Origin of the sequence: Arthrobacter sp. WCS2018Hpa-7 (assembly GCF_031843805.1) — a bacterium.
GTDB lineage: Bacteria > Actinomycetota > Actinomycetes > Actinomycetales > Micrococcaceae > Arthrobacter.
In genome coordinates this window covers 41437-63846 of sequence record NZ_JAVTJB010000012.1, presented here as the reverse complement: position 1 = coordinate 63846, position 22410 = coordinate 41437, and the positions used below count along the sequence as shown (strand labels likewise).

General features: G+C 56.8%; 13 protein-coding genes. 7 read left to right on the top strand and 6 right to left on the bottom strand.

Annotation, left to right across the window (positions count from 1 at the left end; translation table 11 throughout):
• The first annotated feature begins 1 nt into the window (after position 1).
• The 7 genes from RQH14_RS14070 (at position 2) to RQH14_RS14040 (ending at position 9874) form a co-directional block, all read left to right on the top strand.
• The gene (locus RQH14_RS14070) at positions 2-1681 is read left to right on the top strand and encodes a glycosyltransferase family 4 protein (protein WP_311213803.1); all 1680 of its coding nucleotides are present in this window, start codon (positions 2-4) and stop codon (positions 1679-1681) included.
• A gap of 118 nt (positions 1682-1799) precedes the next feature.
• On the top strand, positions 1800-2687 hold the full coding sequence (locus tag RQH14_RS14065; RefSeq protein ID WP_311213802.1) for an ABC transporter permease: 888 nt from the start codon (positions 1800-1802) through the stop codon (positions 2685-2687).
• A complete protein-coding gene (locus tag RQH14_RS14060; RefSeq protein WP_311213801.1) occupies positions 2674-3567 on the top strand; it encodes an ATP-binding cassette domain-containing protein in 894 nt (297 codons plus the stop codon). Before RQH14_RS14065 ends, RQH14_RS14060 begins: the two co-directional genes overlap by 14 nt.
• A 1-nt stretch (position 3568) precedes the next feature.
• Positions 3569-5473, top strand: a complete 1905-nt coding sequence (locus tag RQH14_RS14055; protein ID WP_311213800.1) for a glycosyltransferase — start codon at positions 3569-3571, stop codon at positions 5471-5473.
• A 17-nt stretch (positions 5474-5490) separates the two neighbouring features.
• Positions 5491-6789 (top strand): UDP-N-acetyl-D-mannosamine dehydrogenase, encoded by a 1299-nt coding sequence (gene wecC, locus RQH14_RS14050; RefSeq protein ID WP_311213799.1) that lies wholly within the window; start codon positions 5491-5493, stop codon positions 6787-6789.
• Positions 6790-6827: 38 nt separating this feature from the next.
• A complete protein-coding gene (locus RQH14_RS14045; protein ID WP_311213798.1) occupies positions 6828-7208 on the top strand; it encodes a hypothetical protein in 381 nt (126 codons plus the stop codon).
• Entirely contained in the window at positions 7208-9874 is a 2667-nt protein-coding gene (locus RQH14_RS14040) for a glycosyltransferase (RefSeq protein WP_311213797.1), read from the top strand. The genes RQH14_RS14045 and RQH14_RS14040 overlap by 1 nt, the downstream gene beginning before the upstream one ends.
• 455 nt (positions 9875-10329) lie before the next feature.
• On the opposite strand, the gene RQH14_RS14035 is transcribed toward RQH14_RS14040, so the two are convergent.
• The 6 genes from RQH14_RS14035 to RQH14_RS14010 form a co-directional block, all read right to left on the bottom strand.
• Positions 10330-11655 (bottom strand): D-glucuronyl C5-epimerase family protein, encoded by a 1326-nt coding sequence (locus tag RQH14_RS14035; RefSeq protein WP_311213796.1) that lies wholly within the window; start codon positions 11653-11655, stop codon positions 10330-10332.
• A 181-nt stretch (positions 11656-11836) separates the two neighbouring features.
• On the bottom strand, positions 11837-13585 hold the full coding sequence (locus RQH14_RS14030) for a heparinase II/III family protein (RefSeq protein ID WP_311213795.1): 1749 nt from the start codon (positions 13583-13585) through the stop codon (positions 11837-11839).
• On the bottom strand, positions 13569-15599 hold the full coding sequence (locus RQH14_RS14025) for a glycosyltransferase (protein WP_311213794.1): 2031 nt from the start codon (positions 15597-15599) through the stop codon (positions 13569-13571). The genes RQH14_RS14030 and RQH14_RS14025 overlap by 17 nt, the downstream gene beginning before the upstream one ends.
• Before the next feature lie 172 nt (positions 15600-15771).
• On the bottom strand, positions 15772-18663 hold the full coding sequence (locus tag RQH14_RS14020) for a heparinase II/III family protein (RefSeq protein WP_311213873.1): 2892 nt from the start codon (positions 18661-18663) through the stop codon (positions 15772-15774).
• A 251-nt stretch (positions 18664-18914) separates the two neighbouring features.
• On the bottom strand, positions 18915-20057 hold the full coding sequence (gene wecB, locus RQH14_RS14015; protein WP_311213793.1) for a non-hydrolyzing UDP-N-acetylglucosamine 2-epimerase: 1143 nt from the start codon (positions 20055-20057) through the stop codon (positions 18915-18917).
• 604 nt (positions 20058-20661) lie between these two features.
• On the bottom strand, positions 20662-22239 hold the full coding sequence (locus RQH14_RS14010) for a hypothetical protein (protein ID WP_311213792.1): 1578 nt from the start codon (positions 22237-22239) through the stop codon (positions 20662-20664).
• Between the last annotated feature and the right edge of the window lie 171 nt (positions 22240-22410).

Here is a 22410-nt window from a genome sequence, read left to right as displayed (position 1 = left end):
CATGACGGAAGCACCGTTCATGCTGGTGCTGCTGATGCTTCGGCGGCTGCCATCATCGATCGTTGGACCTGTTGCGACCATAGTCGCCAAGGTGGCGCCAAGATCAGCTAAGCCGCTATTTTTGCTCGCATGCCACGCTGCCGGTGATACTCGGGGGCTGGTGAAGCGGTTCGAGAGTGCCGCGGCTCAGAAAATTACGGCTGGACAGGCTCGGAAGGCAAGCGAAGTTGCTCTTGCGGCAGGACAACCTGAATGGTCGGACATATTCTTGCGGCAGGCAGTGGGAACACGTCAGGCTCCCGCGACTTCGGCTCGACGCAAGTGGTATGACGGCGACATGTCCGGAGCCGTAAAGGCTCTAACAGGTCAGTCCGCAGGCATGGCCAAGCAGCGAAAACGCCTTGAATCAGAGCTAAGGGTCTTCCAAGGTTGGCGTCCCATTCTTCCAAAAATCGGCTCGGAGCCACAGCCACGCCGCGTGATGCACCTTTTGACAAATTCAGTGCCCCACACGGGCAGCGGCTATGCCCAGCGAACGCACTCGATCCTCACGGCCCAACAGAAGGCCGGTTGGGAGACGTTGGCCGTCACCCGCCTGGGGTATCCGGTACAGATCGGTGCGCTCACTGCGCGGAACGATGACGTGGTGGATGGGATCCACTACACGCGCCTTCTGCCAAGTCGTATGGCCAAGTCCATGGATGGTCGTTTGCAGCAACAAGCAGATGAACTTCTCAAAGTAGCTCGCAGTTTTAAGCCTGCCGTTCTCCATACGACCACCCACTTCGTTAACGGTGTGGTCGCGCGCGAAGTAGCCAGCGCTTTGGGCGTACCTTGGGTTTACGAAGTTCGTGGGCAGTTGGCCGATACTTGGGCATCAACCCGCGGAAATGATGCACGGCTCAGCGAACGCTACCAATTGTTCGCGGAGCGCGAGGCTGAAGTCATGCGTAGTGCCGACTTGGTGGTAACTCTTGGAGAGACCATGAAGAGCAATATCGTTGCGTCGGGAGTCCCCGCCAGCAAGGTGCTCATCTGTCCGAACGCTGTAGGCGGGTCCTACCTGGACGCACCCCTGCAGCATAGAGCGGCGCGACTTGCCCTGGGTCTTGACCCGGACGGACTCTACATAGGTACTGTCAGCAGCCTTGTGGACTATGAAGGGATTGATGATCTCGTCACAGCATTTGCGCTGCTTGCACCTCGGCTGTCAAAGTTGAAGTTGATCGTTGTGGGAGATGGGGCGGCTGCTCCTGCTCTTCAAGACCAGGTCCGGCGACTGGGTTTGTCGGAACGGACTCATTTCGCGGGGCGGGTGCCGCCAGCGCAAGCGCATCTCTTCCACCAAGCTCTGGACGTATTCGTCGTGCCTCGAAAGGACCTCGCCGTAACGAGGGCAGTCACGCCCTTGAAACCGGTTGAGGCATTGGCATCGGGGAGGCCGGTGGTGGCAAGCGGTCTTGATGCTTTGCGGGAGATCGTGCATGACGGGGTGAACGGCCGCCTGGTACCGGCGCAGAATCCTCACGCACTTGCTGAGGCGCTGTTTGAGTTGCTTGAGGATGCAGGCCTGCGTCTGCAGTTTGGCGCCGCCGGCCGTCAGGGGGTCTTGGACACCCGGACGTGGAAGGCAAACGCAGATTTGTATGGCAAGGCTTACGAGACATTGAGGGGCAACTGATGTCAGGGAACAACATGGCAACGCCTGCGGCGCCTGCGTGCCCTCACGACGACGTACTGGTTCAGTTGGCTGGAGCTTGCGACACCGTGTGTTCGAAACGATCTAGGAGACCCATTTAGTGTCGGCAAAGAAGGCTAAGCTTCCACCGCCGGCGGCAATACAGCCGTTGTCAGTGGACATCAGGAAGCTCTCCCGGGTGGGGTCCCGTCCGGGGTTTCTGGACTATCTGGTCCAGCTGTGGGACTACCGTCAGTTTATTTTCTACGACGCCCGGGCTCGCGTGCAGAGTGGAACGCGGAAAGACCGACTAGGTAGCGCGTGGCTACTGTTGAACCCCGTCTTTAACGGACTGACGTATTACTTCGTGTTCGGACTGTTGCTGCAGACCAGCCATGGCATCGACAATTTCGTCGGTTACTTGGTGGTTGGAATCTTCCTTTTCCAGTTCAGCTCTGGTGCGATCACTTCAGGTGCGCGATCAATACGCAACGGCAAGGCCGTCGTCCAAGCATTCAATTTCCCACGGGCCGCCCTGCCTTTGGGTGCCAACATGCGTGAGATGCTCTCAGCTGTGCCCTTGATATTGGGCATGCTTCTTCTCATCGTCATAGTGCCGCCCGCGGAGAAGGTCAGCCTCCTCTGGCTCCTCACCATTCCTGCGGTGATTCTTCAAGGAATCTTTAATCTTGGGATCGGACTGATACTCGCACGTGTCATCTCGAAGGTTCATGACGTTACTCATCTTCTTCCGTTCGCAATTCGTGCTTGGATGTATGGCTCTGCTGTTTTCTACTCCTACGAACGGTTTGTCTCGGATCCGACGATTCTCGCAGTAATGAAGTTCAATCCGCTATTCAACGTCATTGACATCGTTCGTAGCTGTGTCCTCTATGACCGTGTCCCCGCTTGGGAGTCATGGGCAACCCTGGGCGTCGTAGCGCTGGGAGCCCTCTTGGTTGGCTTCGTATTCTTCTGGCAAGGGGAGGAATCCTATGGGCGCGATTGATTCAACTGCATTCTTGGACGGCCCTCCCTGCGTCGTCATCGACAAGGTCCGGATGACGTATCGGGTGCCCTCTTCTGATGGACGCAGCACGTCAAGCAGACGCGGCATCAGGGGCAGAATCACAAGCCTCCTGGAACGGCCGAACCTGGTCACCGTCTCTGCGCTCAAAGAGATCTCCTTGGTAGTGGAGAGGGGCGAATCTGTGGGCATCATCGGCCGTAATGGCTCTGGAAAGAGCACAATGATGAAGTTGATCAGCGGCCAGGTTGCGCCTACCGATGGTGCTGTCTACGCGTCAAGCACCCCCGTTCTGCTTGGCGTGAATGCCGCTTTGGTCCCTGAACTATCCGGTGATCAAAATGTTGTGCTGGGCTGTCTCGCTATGGGCATGACCAGAGAGCAAATCGACGCACGTTTTGACAGCATCGTCGAAGTCTCAGGGTTGGATTCCGCCATCTTCCTGCCAATGAAGACGTACTCCTCAGGTATGGCTTCCCGTTTGCGCTTTGCCATCGCGGCATCCGTTAATCCGGAAATCCTCTTGGTCGATGAAGCGTTGAACACCGGAGATGCCCAGTTCAACAATCGCAGCAAAGCGCGCATGGATGAGCTACGCGCTCAAGCGGGTTGCGTCTTCATTGTCAGTCATGGCCTGGACACCATCCGGGACATGTGCAGCAGGGTGATTTGGCTGGATAAGGGGGAGCTCATCATGGACGGCCCCGCTGAAGAAACGACTGCTACCTATAAGGACTTTTCATCCAACCTCTCCCGTGGGAACAATCTCACGGCCGCAGGTATCAAGGATGAAGCCCGTGCAAACCTTGTCGCCACACGTGTGCTCGAGCGAGCCAGCGGGCGCCGGATGGAAGGACGCTGACATGCTGCTTATCGAGGACATGCGAAAAGCTGCCTGGCATCTCCGGCAAGGAGGCCTGAACCAGCTTATGGAGTGGCGTAGGAGACAAAGAGTCGAGAAGCGAATCGACAGCTCTCGCAGCAAAAACAAGACCCGTTCTGCTTCCGGCTCTGAGACGACTAACCTGGCGGCATTTGGGCCATTTCGCGTCCCTGATCGGGATCCCCGGCGCCAGGACCTCACAGTCGGCGTGATTCTGGATGACTTTTCGAATGCTGCCTTCTCCTTTGAATGGAACTTGTTGCATCTGCGAAAAGAATCGTGGCGGCAGCAACTAGCGGCAACGCCAATCGATTTCTTGTTCGTCGAGTCAGCCTGGAACGGCAACCAGGGCTCTTGGAAGTACCAGCTCATGGGCACATCCGGACCCAAGCCGGAGTTCTTGGAATTGATGGCCTGGTGCCGGGCGCATCAGATCCCAACGGTCTTTTGGAACAAAGAGGATCCGCCTCACTACGATGACTTCCTGCCGGCTGCCCGTGAGTTCGACATGGTCTTCACGAGCGACTCAGACCGTATTCCGTCCTATCAAAGGGATCTGGGCCATGACCGCATAGCGGCTTTGCCGTTTGCCGCGCAGCCGGCAATCCATAATCCGATTCGAATCGGACAAGGACGTCACTCAAGAGGAGTGGCCTTCGCCGGAATGTACTTTGCTCATAAGTACCAGGAACGCCGTCAGCAAATGGATCTGCTTCTTAACGCAGCGAGGGATGCATCGTCTAAGTCAGGGCCAAGGCTGCACATCTTTTCGCGCCAACTTGGTGGCGATTCCAGCTACCAGTTCCCAGTACCGTTCAACGAAAATGTGGTCGGTAGTCTGGATTACGCGAAAATGCTTACCGCGTACCGAGCGTACAAGGTATTTCTCAACGTCAATTCTGTTGTTGAGTCTCCCAGCATGTGCGCGAGACGGATTTTTGAGATCACCGCTTCGGGGACACCGATCGTCTCAACACCGAGTGCAGCCATCGGTCACTTCTTTGAGCCAGATGAGGTCTTCGTAGCGGGCTCGCGAGAGCAAGGCGAACACCAGATCAGGATGTTGGCGCGCAGCTCCGAACTCAATGATCGAGTAGTTCACAGGGGGCAACGACGAATCTGGAACGAGCACACATATGCCCACAGGGCGGAATTAATAGTCGCATCAGTTCTCCCAGAGCTGCTGCGATCGGTTGCGCTGCCAACAGTTAGTGCACTGGTTCCGACCATTCGGCCGCATCAGTTGGAGCACGTGTTCGCAACCGTCGGTAGCCAGTCGGACGTTGACGTCGAGTTGGTCCTCCTAACACACGGCTTCGAAGTAACGCTGGAACATGTCGAGAATCTGGCCGCAAAGTACGGGGTTCAGCGTTTCAAGCTCCTGTCCGCGACCAGGGACCTGACGCTGGGTGAATGCCTGAACCGGTGCGTCGCCGCGTCTTCTGGCGAAGTACTCACCAAGATGGATGACGATGACTACTATGGTCCGCAATATCTTGTGGACCTCCTGCATGCACTGGATTACTCGAAGGCAGACGTGGTGGGTAAGCAAGCCCACTACATGCACTTCGTGTCAACGAAGGCGACGGCGCTCCGGATCGCCCATATGGAACACCACCTAACCCGCTTCGTGGTAGGACCAACTATCACGGCACGACGTGAGGTCTTTGAATCCAATCCTTTTGAAGCTGTCAACCGTGGAGAAGATACAGGCTTCCTTAAAGCTGTCACCGCCGCGGGTGGCTTCATCTATTCTGCCGACAGATTCAACTTCTGCCAGATCCGGCAGGGCGACGGTCATACCTGGGATGTCTCAGATGAGGAACTGGCCGCGTCCGGCGAAATCAGGTTCTTTGGAGATCCCAAAGAACACATCACTGTTTAACAAAAAAGGGGTAGTAAATGACGAACATCAAAACAGTAGCTGTTGTTGGCCTTGGATATATCGGGCTTCCGACTGCCGCCATCCTTGCGACCAACGGGATCAACGTCGTAGGTATTGACGTAAACCAGAACACCGTTGATGCCGTAAATCGTGGAGAGGTCCCGTTCGTGGAACCCGATCTGGGTGTCCACGTGGCCGGTGCCGTGAGCCAAGGACACCTCAAGGCGACAACAGAAACTCCGTCTGCCGAGGCCTACATCGTGGCCGTGCCCACGCCGTTCCGTGATGACCACTCTGCCGACCTGAGCTACATTGAGGCAGCAGCCCGCGGAATCGCTCCTCAGCTCAAGGGCGACGAACTCGTTATCCTCGAGTCGACTTCGCCGCCGCGCGCTACGCGGCATATGGCTGATTACATTCTTGCTCTGAGGCCTGACCTCTCACTTGATGGTGCCGATGGGGCACCGGTTATTCATTTTGCTCATTGCCCCGAGCGAGTTCTGCCCGGCCGCGTAATGATCGAACTCGTCACCAATGACCGCATTGTGGGTGGCATTACGCCCGCTGCTGCGGAACTGGCGAAAGACCTCTACGCGGTGTTCTGCCAAGGGGAAATTCTGGTCACCGATGATGTGACGGCTGAAATGGCGAAGCTCGTTGAGAACTCGTACCGCGATGTGAACATTGCTTTCGCAAATGAACTCTCCATCATCAGTGACAAGCTGGGCATCGACGTGTGGGAATTGATCCGGTTGGCCAATCACCACCCGCGGGTCAACATCCTGCAGCCAGGTCCGGGCGTGGGAGGTCACTGCATCGCCGTGGACCCGTGGTTCATTGTGGCCGCGGCCCCGGAGGAAGCTCAGCTTATCCGCCAAGCCCGTATTACCAACGACTCCAAGCCGGAATGGGTCGTGGCTAAGGCACGCAAGGCTGCTGAAGATATTGGAGCCGCACCCGTTATCGCCACGCTCGGCCTGGCGTTCAAGGCAAACATCGATGACCTGCGCGAGTCGCCGTCCATCGGCATCACAGCCGAACTGGCTGAGCAGCTCCCGTCGGCAAAACTCCTGGTCGTGGAGCCGCACGTCGAGGCCCTTCCCGCTGCTCTTCGGGACCGCTCCAACGTGGAGCTCGTCGGCACCGAAGAAGCTATTTCCAAAGCTGACGTCATTGTGGTCCTGGTGGACCATGACGAATTCAAGTCCATCTCTCCGGCGGCTTACGCAGGCAAAACGGTAATTGACTCCCGTGGTATCTGGGGACCGGATGCAAGTGTAGACGCGGCCGCCACAGTCGTCCACGCCGGCAACTAGCGGCACTTCGGCTACCACAGAGGAAGACTCACTACTTCATGGACCGTACCAACGGGGACGTCGAGCGGATTCGGCAGGGCGTTAGCCGTGCGGCGCTTGCCCACAACGTCCAGATCGAAAAACTGCAGGCTGAATTGCGTGACGCATACCAGCGGGAAGTGGGGATGGCCTCTGTGGTAGCCGAACGGCGGCAGTTTAGCCAGGAGCTTTTTACGGCTCGGCTTAAACTGGACATGTACCGTGAGAAATTTGCTGCCAGCCAGAGAGAACTGGCCGAGCGTGACAAGCAGCTGAACGAACTGTCGCGGGCGTTCGAAGATGCGCAAAACAAACTCACCGCATTGTCTAAGTCAGCGCTCGGTGCGCTGCAGTTGAAGTATTGGCGCCTGCGTAGGCGCCAAGGACGGGGAAAAGCCTGATGGGCGGGGACACGGAGAATCGCCTGTGGCGGGCTAAAAAGCGTTTGGAAGAACTCGAATACTACCAAAATGCGTCAGACTCACGGCAGGGATTTTACACCTCAAAGTTTTATGTGGATTCCGTACTCGCGGGCGAACCTGTTTTGCCGTCGACCACACAACGTAAGTATTTGGCCCGGCGGAACGCGTCACACATCCAGGGCTACATCGAGGACCTCCGTCCAATTTTGGACGATATTCCCGAAACCCTGGGTTCCAGAAGCCTCCGGCCACATCCGGTTGACGTCGCCATTATTGCCGATGAGTTTCTTTACAAGAGCTTCGACTCAACCGCCAAACTGAGCTACGTAACCCCGGAAAACTACCAAGAGATCGCCGACAATGCCGGGCTGCTGCTCATAGCGAGTACTTGGCGTGGACTCAGAGGTGAATGGAAAAGCCTTGCGACCCCGGAGTCGAAGAAGAGGAAATTTCTTCTCGAAGAGGTTGTTCCATACTTCAAGGCCAAAGGGACACCAGTTGCCTTTTATTCCAAAGAGGATCCGCCAAACTACAGCCAATTCCTTAGCATCGCCAAGGCAGCCGACCATGTGTTCACCTGCGCGGCAGAAAGCGTCGTTGATTACACCCGGGATTGCCCGGAGGCAACTTCCATTGGTGTGTTGAGCTTCGGTGTAAATCCTTATCACCACTCACCGGTGTACTCACGCCGACACCGTCTCCCGGATGTATTGTTCGCTGGCTCATGGCACACGCAGCGGTATCCCGCACGACGGTCGGGAGCGAGAGCCATCTTTGATGGCGTCCTCGAATCGTCTCGAGACCTCGTGATCATTGACCGCAACTGGTCGCTGGAAAACAGCAGGTACTTTTTCCCCGAAGAGTACCTTCAGCATGTGGTGCCCACGGTTGACCATGATCTGCTTTTGAAGCTCCAGCGGATCTCCGACTTCAATATCAACCTGAACTCCGTCATATCCAGCGCTTCGATGTACGCGAACCGGGTTGTTGAGCTCCAAGCCATGGGGTCGATGGTGTTGTCGAACTACAACGTGGGTGTAAACAACAGATTCCCTAACGTGTTGACGGCGCAGACAACGTCCGACGTTCGCGACGTTTTGGACGGAATGTCCAAGACCAGCCTCTACGAGATACAAATGGAAGGCCTCAGACGGGCCTATACCGATCATCTTGCTCATGATCGCATGGGAGAGATCTTGGAGGCCGCAGGCCTGTCAGCGGGGGCTTCTCCGGTGCGGGTGTGCGCTGTCATGGAGTCGCCTTCCGAGGAACTGCAACGCTCCGTTCGGGAGCAGACCGTCAGTGGAATCGAAACGGTTAGCCCGGAGCAGTTGCGCCAACGGTACAGGGAGTTTGATATAGCCGTACCCGTTTCGGATCGGTTCAGGTACGCCCCGACGTATGTTGAGGATTTGGTCAACGCCTTCAAGTACGCAGATGTTGATTTCGTCACGAAATCACTGACGAATACCGGTATGGACACAGACCTAATGCCCGAGCATGAGTCGTTTTCCACCTTGCCAGAACCTTCTGCTGGCGCATTGTGGCTCGCCTCCGATGCCGGCGAAGCGTATCTTCGAGGTGATCGCGTTCAAGGCAACGGCTACGTACTCGATCCGTTGGGCATTGCCGGACGTGCAGATCACTTGGTGCTGGCTGATTCGACGCCGGTTACCTCCGAAGCGATACTCTCCGTCATCGTACCCGTTCATAACAACGGCCCGTTCCTTCTTCATAAGTGCATTAGGTCCCTCGAACGCTCATCGATCTTCGCCAAGATGGAGATCATTCTGGTTGACGACGGATCTACCGATCTGCGCACGCATCAAATACTCGATGAACTGGCAGAGCGGTACAGCCAGGTAACTGTCTTCAAATTTGGGGATACTGGTTCCGGTAGTGCGTCCCGGCCACGAAATAAGGGGCTGGAGTTGTCAACAGCACCTTGGGTAACTTACTTGGACCCAGACAATGAAGCGATCTATGACGGCTATGCAAAGCTGGTGCAGCTCGCTGTTGATGAATCGCTGGACTTGGCATTGGGCGACATGCTCAGATACTCGGACGGCATCAGGACTTTCCACAACTCCCGAAAACTGGGCCGCCAATTGGACATCTCGCTCGTAGAGGGCGATGGTTTGTCGGAAAGTCTCCTCAGTCGCTTGGACTTCTATCCGATGAGCATCCAAGCCGCCGTGCTCAATTCGGCGTGGTTGAAGAACCTTCACCTTGAGCAGCCCGTAGGAGCACTTGGACAGGATTCCTTCTTCTTCCAGCAGTTGGTACATTACGCCCGCAGAATAGACGTCCTCGAAGTGCCGATACACATCTACTACGGTGCGGTGGAGAATTCTGTGGTAAATACACTCGGTCCCCGGTTCTACCGAAAGTATTTGCCCCTGGAGACGGCCCGCGCCGCGTGGCTTGAGGAAGTCGGACTGATGCCGGACTACAAAGCAGGTCGCGCCCAGACCTTCATGAAGCACTGGTTTATCCATAAACTCAAGCGTGTCCCGGAAGCCGACGTCGCTGAATGCGTTGAGTTGATCCAGCAAATTGGGCAGATCTACGCACCCATAACCTGGGAGGATCCTGAGGTATCGGCGATTATGGCGGGTGACACTACAGCACTCCACCCTGCCTAGGTGGCTCTTACTGGTTTGTGGTGGATGTTCTGTCGCGTCGGATGTGCACGCCGATGTTCTGGCGGCACTGCGCAACAGGATACGTGTTTTGTAGTTCGGGGAATTCGTGAATCCTCGGCGGATCCTTTTGGTGGCTTCCCGGCGATAAGTGAAGGAGTGGCCGGCAGGGCCAGCGCCGCGGAATTCAACCGCTGGACCAACCAGCCTGAGACTCCGAGCGAAGCGGCAGCTCGGCGGCCCATCTCGAACCGATCACGGCGGCGACCAAGGGGGCGCGGAGCCTGCGGGTGGACGTGCCCGGCGCAGGACCCGGCTTCGCATCACAGGACGGGGAAAGCCTTTCAGTTTTCAAGACACGGAAACCGTTTCAACACGAATTAAAGCGAGCCGCCTAAGCGCCGCATGACAGATGCCCCCACCCGCTCTAATGGTGGGAGCATCTGTGTCGCTTATGGTTACTTATGTTTGTGCATGTCGAAGCGTTCCAGCATTAGTCGCTCATCCTCATACGCCGGATGGCCAGCCCAAAGCGTCGGAGCATGCCGCCATTTATCGAGGTAATAACCCAGGATCTCGCTACCAGACTGCTCTACGATCTTCGTGAGCGTGTCGATGTGGATGAAGTGGTAGACGTTGAATTGCCGGCCGGTGAGTTTCTTGGAGAAATTGGTGGGGTGCGCAACCATCTCCGCAGCAATCCACGGCACCGCAACGTCAAGAAGGTTTTCGCCGGGCAGGAGATCGAACTCTTTAAGGTGCTTTTGACCGGTCACCTTCGGCACACTCCCGAACGGGTTGTACGTCGTCTCGCCAATGGACACTTTGATTTGCGCTGCGCGTTCAGCCTTGACCTTCAGCAGAAGCCTGTTAGGTGAAGGCCACGAGAACCTGCTCAAACGAACCTTGACGCGCCCCATCTTGCCATCCCGAATGGCCAACGGGCCAGCCTTGAGAGCTTCACCCGCTTGGTCGCCGTCGACGTTCGCAGCAAAGATGCCGGCCGATGGGACAACCACTTGGCAGTCCGTCACTTCCAGGTCGGAGCCCGCAGCCACGAGCTGAAACGTGGCGTCGCCTTCGAGCTTGTAGCGGGAGTTGGCGAGCTCAGGTACGTCGTAGAGGCCGATGACGCTTTCCATGCCCCGAACGGACTTATGGAAAACGTCCCAATCGCCGTCGTCGTTGGTGGTTTTCGCCACGTCCAACAGGATGCACGTCGCTGTGGTCCACCCGTTCAGAGTGCAGTTCGGGAAGGTCGCCGGGTATTCTTCGATAATCAGTCCGCCGTCGCTTGTGTACCGGGCCACGCCGCCGTCCTCTACGGGGATGGTCAAGCTAGTCAGGACAGCCTTCAGTGGTCCCCGGAAACGTTCGGTATCTGGGTAGGCCAGGAGCTTACTGAGGACGTCCACGTAACGAGACTGCGTGAGGCCGCTGTACCAGGTGCCTTTCTTACTGGAGACCTTGGCCCGTTCCTCGTCATAGTTGAATACCAAGCCGTCGTGCAAAGGCTCCATCATGGCGACGGAGGTGTCAGCGACCCGAATGGCAGCTTCGAGGAATGCGGGATCCTTGGTGAGACCATACTGGATCAGGTAATCAGTGATGACGTACGGGCCGTAGATCGGGTGCGCCATGAGCACACCATCAGTCCTGCGGCCAGGGTATCCGTTGGGCAGGAACTCAATCCTGTAGTAATCCCAAATCGCCTTACGTTCCATACGAAGGGGCGGCAAACCGACCTCGTATTCATTGGTCACATACTCGGCGGCTGAGCCCATGAGTTCCCCAGTTGTTAAGTCGAAATTACTAAGGACTAACGTTACCTGCTGGAACAGACGTGCCCCGTGTTCAGACGGGAATCACCGTCACATTATCGCTGCCTGATCGATGGCGCCTGATCAAGCAAGCACTGACTTGCATTGAGGAGTGACGTTTCGAAGTATCCATACTGCGGGAATCCTAGACGACGCTATCGAAGGTGAATCTGCTCCGGAACACGTGGTGACGTGTTTTCCTGGCCTCCAAACAGACGGACCAAACACCCTCGCGGGTTCCGTCCTCGACTGACCGCCAGCCTCGGAGAGGGTTTTCGGATTCACGTACTGGGCCCTGGACAGCAACGCCGGGTTCCGTAGTCAGTGTCAGGTGCCACTCTGCACCTGCGGGCGACCAAGTTAGCCCTGCGGGAGTGGATGGTTCAAATTCCAACGACCCAGCGAGATTGAACCAAACCTGGTAGTCCCGTTTGGCGGCGTCTGTGGACTGCACGTCATCTGTGACGGTGAGACCAATGCCTGGCTTCAACTCAACCACCCTGCGGTGGGACCATCCTCCATGGTCCATACGGCCATGCAGGACGAACACGTCGCCCACTTGCTCGCACAGTCCAAGACCGGAGCCTGCAGGGGCGCGACGCCGGTCGTGGTTCCTGCCATTGGCGGTCACCGTATTATGAGCCATCGTAGATTCGACAAACCGTCGGAAGGGATCGGCATAGTAGAAGCCGTCTGCCCGAAGCGGCGAGTCAACGGGCAGTTGTGCTCCGTACCCGAAACGGCCGCCTTCGACAAGTATTTCCTGCCCGCGGTCATACCAGACGAAGTTGAGATCGTCCGCGTGTTTGTGAGCCCTGCCGTGGAACGCCGCTGTGAAAGCGAGATAAGACGAAGTTGACTCTCTTAATTCTCCTCGCGGCTGAGGTGAACGGACAAAGGCGTAGCCTGACTCCGGAAATACCCCTAGCTCTGTCGGGCAAGCTTGACCGAATGAACCCCCCGACATCAGAAAGTTGGTTTCGGGGCTCAGAGTCAGAGGATGACTCCCGTCAATCATGTTGACGTACGGCGTATCACCCAACTGGACCAACGAACCATTGGGTTGGATCATCCAGCCGAGCAAATCGGCAGCCTTGCGCAACCGGCCTGTCAGCTCGGCATCTTCGATGAGGCCGTTGTCCACAGCAATCTGGAAGGATTGCATGAGCATCCGATGGTATTCGGGGGAGTGCTCGCTGTGGCCGCCGTCTGGAAGGAACTGCGTTCGGATCATGACTGCCAGCCGGTCGCGGCCTTCCTCAGCCATTCCGCTCATCTCTGGCACGGCTTCGAGAGCTACCCCGAGTACCGTTTGACCAATAGCCACAAAATAACCGTGGTTGGTGCGTGGATTGAACGAGCTTTCCTGACCGAATTCGAGCCTGTGCCTGTCTACCGCACTGAGCAAGGAGCGCAGTTCCTGAATAGCTATGCCGTTTCTTGCCCCCAAATAGATAAGACCTGCGAGGCGAAGAGCGCGCTGTCCAAGAGCCATGTTGTACCAGACAATTGCGTTGTCAGTCTCTTGGCCGGAATACCTTTCCGACCAAGAGACTGCACGATCCATGCACCAATCAAGGAATGCCTTGTCGCCAGTACGGATAAACTCCTGAATTGGCCTGTCCATGAATTTCCAGCCGTGAAGCTGGGAACCCCAGCTTCTGTCGTCCGCGCAGAGATCATCCCAAGCGAGTGGCAGCGAGAGATCCACTCGATCGTAGTCTCCGGCCTTCCAACCGTTGTTGATGACATCCGAATCAGAATCACTGACCAAGCTGTCGAACCAAACTGCATCCGAAAGATCGGGGCGGTGGCTTGAAGCGACCCATTGCCGAAGCGCTTCAATATCAGCGTCCGTTAATTGCTGGAACAGCAACTCAGACGCGGATTGCATTCGCCGCCAGATTCACATACTGGCTGTTATAGACAGCCGCGTTGGCTTCCCACGAGCGGCTTTCACGTACCCAAGCCGCGCCGGCGGCTGCCATCTGGCTCCGTGTCTCAGGGCTTGAAACAAGTTGGGAAAGTACGTCCGCGAGTGAGTCACTGTTTCCAGCTTGGAACAAAGCAGCCGAGCCGCTTGCCTCCGCAATCTCCTTGAGTGCGTCGACGTCGGACATGACAATCGTTCGTCCCGTTGCAAAGGCTTCAAAGGGCTTCAGAGGCGTGACCAGCTGGCATACAGCTGCTGCCGTGCGTGGGACAACGAAGATGTCGATGAGCCCGTAGTAGTCCAGAATGTCCTCGTGAGGCACGCGTCCTGTGAAGAGTGCATCGTGAAGTCCCAACGACGCGGCTGTGGCCTTGAGGGAGTCGAGGACCGGCCCATCGCCTACAACCAGGAGCCGGACAGGAACGCTCAGGCGTTCGCGCAGCTGTCTGAACGCATCGATAAGTACAGGTACGCCTTCATACTCAACCAGCGATGAAATGTAGCCGATGACGATCTCGTCGCTTTGTATGCCTAGCCTGCCAGCCAGCTCGGCATTTCGTGTTTGAATCGGGAATTGGTCGCCGCTGACTGCGTTCGGCACCACAGACGTCTTATCCTCGGGGCAGCCTTCAGCTGTAATTCGGCGTTTCATGACCTCTGCGAGGGTGAACACATGGTCCGCTGCTTCCCTGCAGTCACGCTCGCGTTCTCGACGCCACGCATAGGTGTCAGGGGTGCCCCAGCGATTGCTGAAGGCCTCGATGTCTTCGATACCGCTGGCTTGGGCCATTCGGGAAAGCCAAGACTCTTCCCAGAAGCCGCGGCTTTCGTAGATCACAGGAATCCCGAAATAGTCACCAACAGCCCTGGCGGAGAGGGCATTGAAGAAGTCCGAGTGAGCATGGAGAACAGCAGGACGTACCTCTGCAACCACGCGCGCGAGTTCCTCGACGTTGGCGCTCAGCCAGGTAGTCAAGGGAGTATTCAGTCGGATAGGTCCCGAGGGGAGATGGTAAGTGACACCGTCAACCTCCATCTGCGCGGCTGCGTCGGCGTTCACTGCATCGCCGACCTGATTGCAGACGTGTACTTCCAACCCGGATTGGATCTGTGCTAAGGCCGTATAGTGCGTGCGCAGCGTATACCCCGACTGTGTAGTCGGGAGAACTTTGCCCACTACGTGAAGGATGCAGTTCGGTTCGGGAGTAAAGAGCTCGTACGGTCCTTGTGGCTCAGGCTTGAAGGCACCGGAGAAGATTTTGACCTCTTCATCGCGTAACGCGATTGCACTGGCCAATTTCTCATTATGCTTACGGCCAAGTACCACCCGCAGTACGTGCTGGCTCTTGGCTGTATAACCGAGTTTGCGCAGCTCGCTTGCCAGACCTCGCATTGACGTCATATTGATCTTCTCAAAGCTCGAGTGGGCTTCGAGCATCTCGTAGACCGCCAACGGCTTTGCGTTGAACTGTGTCTCGGCAAGCCTCTTGACCTCGGAACCGGAGAAGGAGTGCCAGTTTCTGCCGTCAAGCGCTACAAGATTGAACTGCCGTTCGAGATGGCGTTCTTCAGCTTCCTGAACCCTTTGTTCTTGTTCGGATTTGAGGTCCTGGACGAGCTGCAGCAAGCGCTCTTGCTCTGCCTCGAGCTCAGGATTGGGGGTGGATACTGTCCTTGATGCGTTTCGGACCTCATCAGTCAACTGAGTAGTGGAGGCTTTGTGGGCTTTCCCCAGTGCAGTCAACTGGGTTGTGGAGGCTTTGTGGGCTTCCTTCAGATCCGTGATCTGTGCCGTGGTCGCGTTCTGGGCCTCCCCCAGATCGGTTAACTGCCGTTGCAGGGTAAGCAGGTACTTCTTAATTGAGGCTTGCGACTCGCGCTGCAAGCGACGGTTCTCCTTCAGCCTCCCGATCACGCCGGTGCTGGCAAGGCTGAAGGCGACAATAGCCACAATAAACAAAACGATGATGACCACCGCGCTTGCTGTCGACGCTGCTTGCGGCAGTAGAGCCAACAACGTACCAACGAATATGAAGGCAAAACCCGCAACAGCGGAAAGGCCTATGGTCCTGTCAGAACTAAGTCTTCTGTTAGTGTGCAACGTGTTTCCTAAGTCAACGAAATCTGGTCGGTGCAAAAGTGTTGCATCAGTTGATTAATGAATTAGCACTCTTCGCAAAGTGCTCCAGGGCGGCAGAGCGGAAATGGGCATAAAGCTCGGCTTTAGCGGCCACGTGTCCAGGACCCCACTCAACATCAACGAATTCGATACGGTCTTCGTGGTTACTGTGTTCAGACTCCAGCATTAAACGGAACGGATTACGGTGTTTCGTCACGTGGTGGGTATCGCCTGTGTTCTGGACGTAGAGGATACGGGGGAGGTGTTCCAGCAGCGCATATGTTTCGACCACTGAGGTGGAAAGCCTGAAGGCGCGTGCTTCTTCCACATCGACATCAGACTTCAAACACGTGGAGAGAGCGACATCTGCGCTGGTCCGGAAGTATTCCCTTACATCAGTTTGGGGGTTGAAGACCAGCGCGACGGAATCGGGGAGGTAGGCGGCAACCTGCAGGGCAGTGAATCCTCCGCCCGAACTGCCAGACAGAAGGACGCGCTGGGCATTCGTTTCGAGCTGAAGCTTGCGGATGCACTCAGCCATGTACCGATGGACATTGATACTGCCATCTCCGAGGTACCACGAGAGGGTCATGTTCTTGTTGAGATCCAGTGAGGGATCCTGGAAGACGGCATGGTTGCCCCCCTCCATGAGCTCGGAAGTCAGCCCTTGGAAGAAGGGCAACGTTGTCTTGGTTCTATTGATCGCGCCATGGAACCTGACCGACAACAGATCAGACGGCCCACGTCCTACAGCGAAAGGTAGAACAAGGCCTCCCAGGTTGGCGGAGTAAATCTTGGACTTCTCGCCGTCCTCGAAGCCGATCTCATTCGGAGAGCTGATGGTCTGGATCTGGCGGCCGTAAGTCTTGGAGCGAAGATCAATGCCGGTCCAGGCGATTAGCGGTTCACGCATCACGCCCAAAGCACTGTTGTTCAACTCAATTTCCTCGGTGAGGTCGTTGCCCATGAGATCGACGATGCCCGTACGCAGGCCTTGATCGTCGCTCGAGTTGTCGGCGGCGTCGAGAAGAAGGTTGAGTAGGATGCTCAATGCTTCCAGCCGTGCACTACGGGTGTTGTCCTGTCGGGCAACCCATTCCTTCAACTGGCCCCAGTACCTCGTCGTGAACAGGCCGTCATCTGGTTTGGGCGCTGACCAAACGGCGCCTGCATCCCGGCAGAGGTCCATGGTCTTGAGCCAGGCTGACCTCACGTCGTCCAGCTCCGAGGAAATGGTTCCTCCCTCGCCGAGGGTGACGGCAACGCGGTCCTCTTCCACGGTCAGGTTGAACTGGTAACGCCCGGAGAGGGCGCTCAAGGCTATCCGCCCGCCGGTCGCATCCATCTTCTTAACAGAGAAGTTGCCCGATTGCGGCGCAGCGATGATGGTGATGAATCGGAAGCGCCGCCCGCTCTGTGTCGCGGAAACGACCTGGGTTGGCAGTTTCTCCATCCATTTTCTGGACATCCAGCCGTCAAAGGGATCTTCCGAACCCTTCACAGTTGAGATGGCAGGCGCGTTGCCCTTCCAAAGGAGGAAGGAGGACGTGCCGTCGCGATCCAATCGCAGTCCGCCAGGGATATCCTCCACCGCGGTGTCGGTGTCAAGGTGCCAGCGCTGCCTGGCGGAGACCTCGTCGGTACTGAATACGTTGTCTATGACCAGAAAGAACTCGCCACCACGGCAGTAGACGACACGCCTCTTCAGTTCGACGCCTTTATACCCGGAATCCGCGAAGGTGAAGTCGTCAACTTCATCGCTGGTGAATGACCGGATCAGCGCCACTTCGGTCTTGGGGTTGTATACCCTATCCTCGATTTGCACTACGTTGTGCCCAAGCCGGGACAAGCAGTAGTCGCGCATGGCATCTTTTTTGTACGCGTACTTACCGGCGTCAACCAACCATGGATGGCCGTTTGAGTGAAGGGTCAGGGAAGCGCCATCTTGATGACCATGAACGCGGTTGGCTTTGCCGTAGGACAGGGAATAGAAGGTTTCCTTCTTGAAATCGCGTTCGTGATCACCCCAGCCGCTGCGCCCGAAGACATAACCCTTCTGATAAATCTTTGTGAGCTCGGCGGGTGGTTGTCCCGTAGCACCTTCAGATTTCACGTAATCCAATTCAGGGGACGACAAGGCGCCCGGAGTGGTGGCTTCAGTGTCACCAATCAATTCGAAGGTGCCGTCGGGCTTTGTGGCGTGAGCAAGTTCCAAGTAGGCGAGATTCAGCCTGTCGGCGGAGGCCGGACGGACTACGCCTTCCACATCCAGACGTTTGAACGCCTCTTCCCACCACACGAGGTTGTTCTTGTGGTAGCCAATGGCCCCTTCGACATTTACGCCCTGTTCGTCGTAGTTTTCCTCGAACAAGCTCGTGAGGCGCTGAATTGCCAGTTGGGTCCATTCCTCGTTGCCAAGGGCTGAGCCGATGACGAAAAGAGCTTGGTGCTGGTGCAGGGCATGATTTGAGTGACCGAGATGTTTGGAGTCAGCAAGCCACAAGCCGTGTGCATGGATTGACTCCGCCAGCCATTGATCTTCGCCCTCCTGAACCAGCGGGAGGCCAAATGTCAGCACCATGGCACGTAGGGCTTCCACCATGTCAGCCCATGCATAGCTGACAAAATTGCCCTGTTGGTCCTTCTGCTTCGGGTCCGACTGAGGATTGGCTTCAATCCACGACCTGCACGTTTGGAGCCAAAACTTCTGTGCTTCCTGGTCTCCAGCCATTGCTACCCTGCGGACCGGCTCCAACCAGCGCAGCATGTGAAGTTGGGCCCGCCAGTTGCGTTGCCCGAACGGATCTGCGTTCCAGTCGATGCCGTCCTGGAAATTCCATGTCGGGTGTGGACGCATGCTGAGCTTGCCGCTGATGATTTCGTCAGCCAGTGCGCGGTCCGTTGACCTCTTCCTGAACATCTCTCCGAACGTCTGGCGACGAACGACGTCGAGATCTACTGTGTGGGTGGTCATGCGATTCCTTACGCCATAATCGGGCTATCTGCCCCTGAACGGCCACATTCGAGCACTATCTTAGGTGAGCGCCGCCAAGAGCAACTGTCACATGCAGAGTGGGGACTATGTGCGACGGCCGCCCGGAGGCAAGAGTTCCTACCCTCAACGGATAGGGAGCTGCCCTGGCTGGACAGGCCAGCCAGGGCAGCTTCAAATCAGCTTACGAATTCCGGGATGCGTGAGCCGGTCCCAAGCAGCTGGGCCACAGCTGCAACTGTCCGCTCGGCAGCCTTGCCGTCACCGTAAGGGTTCACGGCGTTTGCCATTGCGTCGAATGCGTCCTGTTGATTCAGGAGGCGGTCCACTTCCTTGACGATCTTCTCTTCGTCCGTGCCGATAAGCGTCACGGTTCCGGCATCAACGGCTTCCGGCCGCTCCGTGTTATCGCGCATGACCAGAACGGGCTTACCAAGGCTGGGCGCCTCTTCCTGGACTCCGCCGGAGTCTGTCAGAACGATGTGCGCCAAGGAGAGCATCCGGGTGAATTCGCCGTAAGCCAAGGGCTCAGTGACGATGACGTTCTCTTTGCCTTCCAGAGCGGGTAGAACCGCTTCGCGAACGACAGGGTTCTTGTGGGCCGGCAACACAATCACGAGTTCCGGCTCTGCTTCGGCGATGCGAGCCAAAGCGCGTCCAACACCGCGCATCGCATCGCCCTGGTTCTCGCGGCGGTGCGTCGTCACGAGTAGGATCCGGCGGCCGCTGGCAGCAAGCTCCTCCAGTTGCGGATCGGAGAACGGGATGTGCTTGTCCACGGTGGTCAGAAGTGCGTCAATGACTGAATTGCCAGTGACGACGATATCGCTTTCGGAAATCCCCTCGGCCAGCAGGTTGGCGCGGCTGACACTGGTCGGGGCCAAGTGGAGGCTGGAGATCTGGCTCGTAATCTTGCGGTTTGCTTCTTCAGGGAAGGGCGAGAACAGGTCACCGCTCCGGAGTCCGGCCTCTACGTGCACCACAGGGATGCCGTGGTAGAAGGCAGCGATGGCGCCGGCCGTGGAAGTGGTGGTGTCACCTTGGACAATGACTGCATCGGGCTTGTTGGCAGCAAACAGTTTGTCCAAGCCGTCAATCGTGCGGGTCATGATGGCAGACAACGATTGACGTTGCTGCAGAATGTTCAGATCGTGGTCCGGGACGATTCCAAACAACTCGTTGACTTGGTCCAGCATCTCGCGGTGCTGACCAGTGACGGTCACTACGCACTCGAAGTCTGCAGACTCTTGAAAGGCGGTGACGATCGGAGCCATTTTGATGGCTTCCGGACGTGTACCGAAAATTGGCATGACGATGGGCATGGATTCCCCCGAGAAAGGCAGTGGCTGACCAGCCGATGCTATCGCACCGCCCCTCGAGGTCCTTAATTAGGAATGACGCAATATGGTGCTTAGCGGCCAAACATCAAGGTCAGAGCCAGAATCGGAATACTCAGAGAGACAAGCGTCACAACGGCGAAGGCTACAAAGCGCTTGCGACGAAGACTGACATCCTTGGACGGGGTCGAGGGAGGCTCCGGGGTCTTTCCTGCAGGCGCCTTCACCGCAGGCCGGGGCGAAGAGATTCGGTTCACAGCCGCGGGCCGCGTGTGCCCTAGCATCGTCTCACTGCGCTGATGCCCAGGCAGGAGCGAAGAGGGAACGTCACCCCTGAAACGGCGCCGTCGCATGTGGCGCGGAGAAGGCGAAAGGGTCGCTGTTCGGGAAACAGGGTTCGTCACTTCATCACTCCTCGGGTGCGTTGAACGAGACAGGGCTACGGTCAATTCTTGCATCTGGGAAGTCGAGTGACACATCCGACCGCTTGGGTAGTGGGTCAAAATGCCATCCAAACGACGTCTTACGTATTCAGGCATAGCGACGGCGGCCGCTTCACCGGGGTGGGCGGCCGCCATCGAGCAGTATGCTAACCGCGATCGGAATAGAGGGCGTCGTTCCTCACACCCGAACCGTTGGTTACGTTGATGAAGTAGTTCTTGCCCGAGCCCAGGGAGGTGCTGCCAAGTTTTGCTGTCACCGACTCAAGAAGTGGGTTGATGCCCAGCTGCTTCCCGTACGTTCCGTTGAAGCTCGTAGCTGTTACGGTCTTGTCGAACACCTTCCCATAAGCATCGGTCCACTTGACCTGTACCGTCCCACCGCTCAAGTTTTGACCTGTGACCAACACGTCACCGTTCCCGTAAAAAATGGAGTCAGTAATTACGGGAGTCGTGCTGGTGGTCTTTAGCCGCTCCAGCATCGGCGCATACGTCCCAGTGCATGTGAAGTATGGATCCCACATGAACGAAATGACCTTCCGAGGGGTGTTGCCCAGCTGCTGGAGTTGCTTGTTCATTCTTGATTTCGTTGTCTGACCGCGCAGGCTGTTGTCGCAAGGATTCTGCGTAGTCGCCGGCGCCATGCCTTCCAGGTTCGCCCATAGCTCCGCCCCGGTACCCTCCACACCTTCAGCCAGGGCTGTGAAGTAATCACGCGTTGGTGCCAAGTACTTGCCACCCCATGTTCCGCTGCCCACTATCGCGGCGGCGTACTGATCCACGCTGTTTCCGGATTCACTTCCGAAGAATGAAGCGCCCTTGCCGGTACCCATGCCGTCTTGGACCGCGATCGCGAGATCCACCCCATTTGCAGTGTTGGCAATGTTCTCGACTGCTTCGCGAGCCTGATCGACTGTGACTCTGCCTGAGAAGGCGCTACGCGAGTCGATATACGGGCTGACAATAGCTGACCGAGTTGGCTGGTACTGGGCAATCCTCGAGTTCTGGATTTCGTACACCGTCAGGACGGCATCCCAGACGGCCCCATTGCTGAGCGGCATCTCCGTGTGGTGGTAAAAACCCGCCAGCCCTGGAACGTCGTTGACTTTCGCTTGATAGAGCAGGAACCGCGCAGTGAAAAGTGAAAACGTTGTTTGGTAGGAGAGATCCGGCAAATATGTTAGGTCGGTCCTCTTGACCGGCGAAGGCAGACCCGCGTAATACTTCATGCCCAGACTGGTGGCCGTCTTCCCCAATGAAATGGAGATTGACGACGTTCCACCCGTTATCACCACCACGTCATAGGTATTTGTAGGGGAGGTGCAACCGCTTCCTTGGGTGGGCAGCAGCAGTATGGTGTATTTCGTGGTGCCACTGGTGACGGTCTTATCACGTGCGCACAGCAGGGCCGGTGAGCCCCATGAGCTGTTGTCCGAGTAGATAAAGTAGCGGTTTACGCTGACCCCTGAAGCAGCTGCTTTTGCACAGTTGACCCCTGATATCGTGCACCCGGCTGGGATCGTAGACAACGTTGCAGGCTTGAGCAGTGAACCGAAGGTGATCACCGTGTCGCCACCGACAGACTTTATGTCTGTTAGTTTTTTCAAATTGTTTGCATCGCTGGTGCTGCCATAGATGAAGTAGCCGCTGATGGGATATACGGGAGGGGTTGCAGCTTGGGCAGGGGACCCGTGCAGAACACCGAGCACCAGGACTGCCGCTGCCATAAGGCCGGCTATAAGGTGACGGGACCTGCGGGGAGGGAAAGGTGTTGGCTCTGCTCTGAAAGTGGCCACGGAGGATCCTTGGGCTCGTAGGGTGAGACCTTGGACCTATGGCAAAAGGATGACTTGCTGCATCCCCAAAACTCAATACTTTGACCAGAACTTTCAACTAAC